Source organism: Holdemanella sp. (genome assembly GCF_056804935.1).
Window position 1 is genome coordinate 1 of record NZ_DBMEXE010000134.1, and the last position, 4,563, is coordinate 4,563.

Sequence of the window (4,563 nt, forward strand, 5' to 3'; positions counted from 1 at the left end):
AACTATGACTAATATACAAGAAAATTGTATGAAAGTAAATGTAAAACTTAATTTTTTGTTTATAGCTCAAGTACAAGCGTTTACATGGCGAAAACTTTTTCGATTTCAGAATAAACATCCTCAATCGCAATTTCAGTCTTTTCACCCGTATAACGATCTGTCCACTCAAGCTTACCCTCTTTAATACCACGACCCACAGTAATACGATAAGGAACCCCAATCAATTCCATATCTTTAAATTTAACGCCTGGACGCTCATTACGATCATCCAAAATAACATCGAATTTGTGTTCTTTACAGAATTCATATAGATCATTGGCAATCTTAACTTGTTCTTCATCCTTTAAAGATACTGGAACAATCGCAAGTCTAAATGGTGCAATTTCAACTGGCCATTTAATACCAAAATCATCATGGTGTTGATCAGCAACGGCTGCCATACATCTTTCTAGACCAATACCATAGCTTCCCATCCAAACTGGCTGTAATTGGTTATTGGCATCTGTATAGTAAAGATTCATGCTCTTAGAATATTTTGTACCCAATTTAAATAAGTTACCAACTTCAATACCATGTTGGAAAGTTAACTTCTTACCACACTTAGGACAAATATCCCCTTCTTTAACCTGACAAAGATCTGCCACTTCAACAGGCTCGAAATCTTTACAATTTACATTCTTAATGTGACGATCCGATTGGTTAGCACCTACAATGAAGTTTTTCATATGTTTGATTTGACGATCCATATATACAGGACAATCAATACCGACTGGGCCTGCAAAACCAACACGAGCATGTGTAACTTGTTCTACTTGTTCAAAGCTTGCCATTTCCATTTCATTAGCACCCAATAATTTCAATGCCTTTGTTTCATTTAATTCACGATCACCAGGAATACAGAATGCGATTACCTTTCCATCTACGTTATATAGTAAAGTTTTAACGAAATCACTTTCCTTCTTACCAAAGAAAGCAGCCACTTCTTCAATTGTTTTTGCGTTTGGCGTATCAACAACTTCCATAGTAAGTTCTTCTTCACTAGAATCTTCCATAGTATCTACTACTTCAGTGATTTCTAAGTTGCTAGAATAGTCACAACCAACACATCCAACAACAACGTCTTCACCAATACTTGATAGAGCCTGATATTCTTCTGATAGTAAACCACCCATAGCTCCTGTATCCGCTTTAACAATCTTATATTCCAATCCTAAACGATCCATGATACGGCAATATGCATCATACATTTTGTTGTAGGCTACATCCAATCCAGCTTCATCCACATCAAATGTGTACGCATCCTTCATGATGAATTCACGAACACGAATCAATCCATAACGAGGACGAGTTTCATCACGATATTTCGTTTGAATCTGATATAAGTTATATGGGAAATCCTTATAAGATTTTCCATCCATACTACTCGCTACCGCAAACAATTCTTCATGTGTTGGACCCAAAACATAACGCTTATTATAACGATCACTCAATGAAAACATATTTGAACCAAAGGCTTCACGACGACCCGATTGTACATATACATCTTCTGGAATCAATGCTGGCATCAACAATTCTTGTGCATCTTTCGCATCCATTTCTTCACGAATAATATTTTCAACTTTAGAAAGAACCTTCTTTCCCATAGGCATGATCATATAGATTCCGTTTGAACATTTTTTGATCATTCCAGCACGCACCAACAAATTACTTGATACGCTATCTTCATCTTTCGCATTTTCTCTTAATGTATAAAAGAAACTCTGACTTAATTTCATCTTTACTTACCTCTTCCACTATCTAATTTTACGAATCATCGCATCGACTTCAATAGGCCCAGACCATTTTGTATGTACGATCTGCATCGGCTTATTACAAACCTCTAATACATTGTCTTCACTATCATACACATCCCCAACATGTACAATCGTACTTAAAATGTGAGGACCAAATATTTCTAAATCCTGATTTGGCATGAAATGATTCTTTACTTGTAAAGTCGCCATCTGACTTTCTTTATCATAATCCTGTACAATGGCTACATATTCCTGCGTTACCGTTTCATCATGATCTTGATACAACTGTACCTTATATCCAGGAAGACCATTATAGAAGCCCGGCCCTGTCGGTCGGTTCTCTGCCTTGGCAATTTCCTTTTTTACACGCTCAATGATTTCAACATCCGCATGCCCATGCTCATAAATATAATCAATCAACATACGATAGCTAGAAACAACCGTAGCTAAATAATAAGCACTTTTCATACGCCCTTCAATTTTCAAAGACGCTACACCCATATGGATGAAATCCTCAATATAATCCACTGCCTGCAAATCCTTTGAAGACATGGAGAATAAATTCGTCGGATCACTTAATTCTGTTTGCCCATCCATTAAATGATATTTCCAACGACAACTCTGCGCACACCCACCACGATTCGCATCACGAAGCGTCATATGATTACTCAATACACATCGTCCTGAAAAAGAAATGCACATGCCTCCATGAATAAAGACTTCAATTGGTAATATATTCTCTTCACAAATCGAACGAATATCATCCATTTGACATTCTCTGGCAAGAACAACACGGTCCATCCCCTTTTCTTTCCAGAATCTTGCAGCACTTGAATTTGTAGAAGAATGCTGCGTTGATACATGCACTTCAAACTTACATCCAAGCTTTTTAGCCAACATCATAATCGATGGACTTGCCACAATAATCGCATGCACGCCAATCGAATCCAAAGTTTTTAAATACTCTTCAATACCATCCAAATCCGACTCATGCGGAAGCATGTTTACAGTTACATGCACATGAGAGTTATGTGCATTCGCAAATTTGACTAATTCTGCGATTTCATCAATGGAAAAGTTACTTGCACGCGAACGCAAACTAAACTGCTTACCACCAATATATACGGCATCCGCCCCATATAAAATCGCAATCTTCGCTTTTTCTAAATTTCCAGCAGGAGCTAATAATTCAATCTTATTCATTTACTTGCTCCTCCTTTTTCTTAATTGTCTCTTCTAAATACCAACGGTTTGTTGACTCATCATCCGTAATTTTAATTCCTTGTAAAGCTAAATCATATAAGCCCAAGATTTCAACAGTCCAATCATCATCAAAAAACAAAGAATCAATGCGGAAGCGATGCATTCCTACATCTGTAAAATCCCACATTTCCTGTAATGAGTTGATTGGCATTTCACTAAAGATATGTGTACCCGACTCATCTTGCACAATTGGCATACGTTTGTCACGTGTTTGTTCAATCAAGTCATAATGACACGGTAATAAACATTTCGGTTTATTCACAGCCTCTAAATAGTTAGTGACCAAAGGTCTTCTTGAATATAGAATTGAGAAATACCCATGCACTAAGATTTCAATATCCGGATTGTGCTTTCCAATACTTACCACTTCTTCAAGACTCAATTCATGTGCTAAAGATACAGACTGAATGCCTAAAGACATATAAAAATCCACATCTGCACTTGAAGCCACCAATGTTTCCGGTTGATAAATCAATTTGGATTCAATCCCCAATTGTTTCGCCTCAAAATATAGACCTTCATCCGCATAGTAAATACCATCCACATCCAATTCTTTAAAAATAGAAAAGTATTCACGAACACCCGATAAATCTTCATCCATACATAATCTTAAAAAGTTGATATATAATTTTAGGCCAAGCTTTTTACACTTCTTTTTCCAAAGCTGTAAATCATCTTTTTTTACCGTAATACTCGAACGAATCGAATAATGTTCAACACCAATGATCACGGCATCGGCCTTTGCTCTTTTTAATTTTTCTAATGAATCAATAGAATGAATTGTTGTTATAAACATAATTACTCCTTATCAAAACATACATAGTTATTTTACCACAAATGTGATTTTATGCCTACTTAACCTCCTATTTAAATCGGACTTAATTCCATATATACTATAAATATGAACAAACAAACATTAACCGAAAGATTTGAAGATTATACTGAAGACACCAAACAAGTAGAAATATAGTCGGATAAAATCATTGGAGAAGAAGAATTGTAGAAAAAAAGAATGCCATTACGACATTCTTAACAAGGCTAGTTCAATCTAGTCTTTTTTAATGAATTCAACCAATTCCTTTGCACTATATACCACATGATCTGCACAAGGCCCACTTACTTGATGATGACGATTAAAATGAATCGTCTTCATGCCTGCACTTTTAGCCCCCTGCATATCATTGATATAGTTATCACCCACATAATACCATTCACTTATATCTTGCTGCATCGCTTCCATACACTTTTTAAATGCATTCACATCTGGTTTTGCGACACCAATTTGACCACTCGTAAAAACATTTTCAGGTTTAAAATAATCAAAGACATGAAGCACTTCTAATTTCATTCTTTGATGCGCATCCTCTCCATTTGTCAAAATCGCAAGTTCATCTTCACAATTTGAAAAATAATCAATCAATGGTGCATCCATTTCAATATGATGCTGATAATATTTATAGCGAGACTGAAACTCTACAGCTTTTGAATGCGAAAATTCAATATCATA

Annotated in this window: 4 protein-coding genes; all 4 read right to left on the bottom strand. The window is 35.8% G+C overall.

Annotated elements, in window-relative coordinates; genetic code table 11:
* Window positions 1-80: 80 nt before the first annotated feature.
* Complete coding sequence (locus ACZQCL_RS06740; protein ID WP_482482376.1) at window positions 81-1,775, bottom strand: proline--tRNA ligase; 1,695 nt, start codon at window positions 1,773-1,775, stop codon at window positions 81-83.
* Between the two features lie 18 nt (window positions 1,776-1,793).
* On the bottom strand, window positions 1,794-2,996 hold the full coding sequence (locus tag ACZQCL_RS06745) for a peptidase U32 family protein (RefSeq protein WP_418562543.1): 1,203 nt from the start codon (window positions 2,994-2,996) through the stop codon (window positions 1,794-1,796).
* Window positions 2,989-3,852, bottom strand: coding sequence for a peptidase U32 family protein (locus ACZQCL_RS06750; RefSeq protein ID WP_418583906.1), 864 nt, complete (start codon window positions 3,850-3,852; stop codon window positions 2,989-2,991). Before ACZQCL_RS06750 ends, ACZQCL_RS06745 begins: the two co-directional genes overlap by 8 nt.
* A gap of 252 nt (window positions 3,853-4,104) precedes the next feature.
* A partial coding sequence (locus ACZQCL_RS06755; protein WP_482482379.1) for an HAD family hydrolase occupies window positions 4,105-4,563 on the bottom strand: 459 nt, incomplete at its 5' end.

Excerpts from the sequence above, each read along its gene's own strand:
- ACZQCL_RS06740 (WP_482482376.1), bottom strand. The coding sequence starts at position 1,775 with ATGAAATTAAGTCAGAGTTTCTTTTATACATTAAGAGAAAATGCGAAA.
- ACZQCL_RS06745 (WP_418562543.1), bottom strand. The coding sequence starts at position 2,996 with ATGAATAAGATTGAATTATTAGCTCCTGCTGGAAATTTAGAAAAAGCG.
- ACZQCL_RS06750 (WP_418583906.1), bottom strand. The coding sequence starts at position 3,852 with ATGTTTATAACAACAATTCATTCTATTGATTCATTAGAAAAATTAAAA.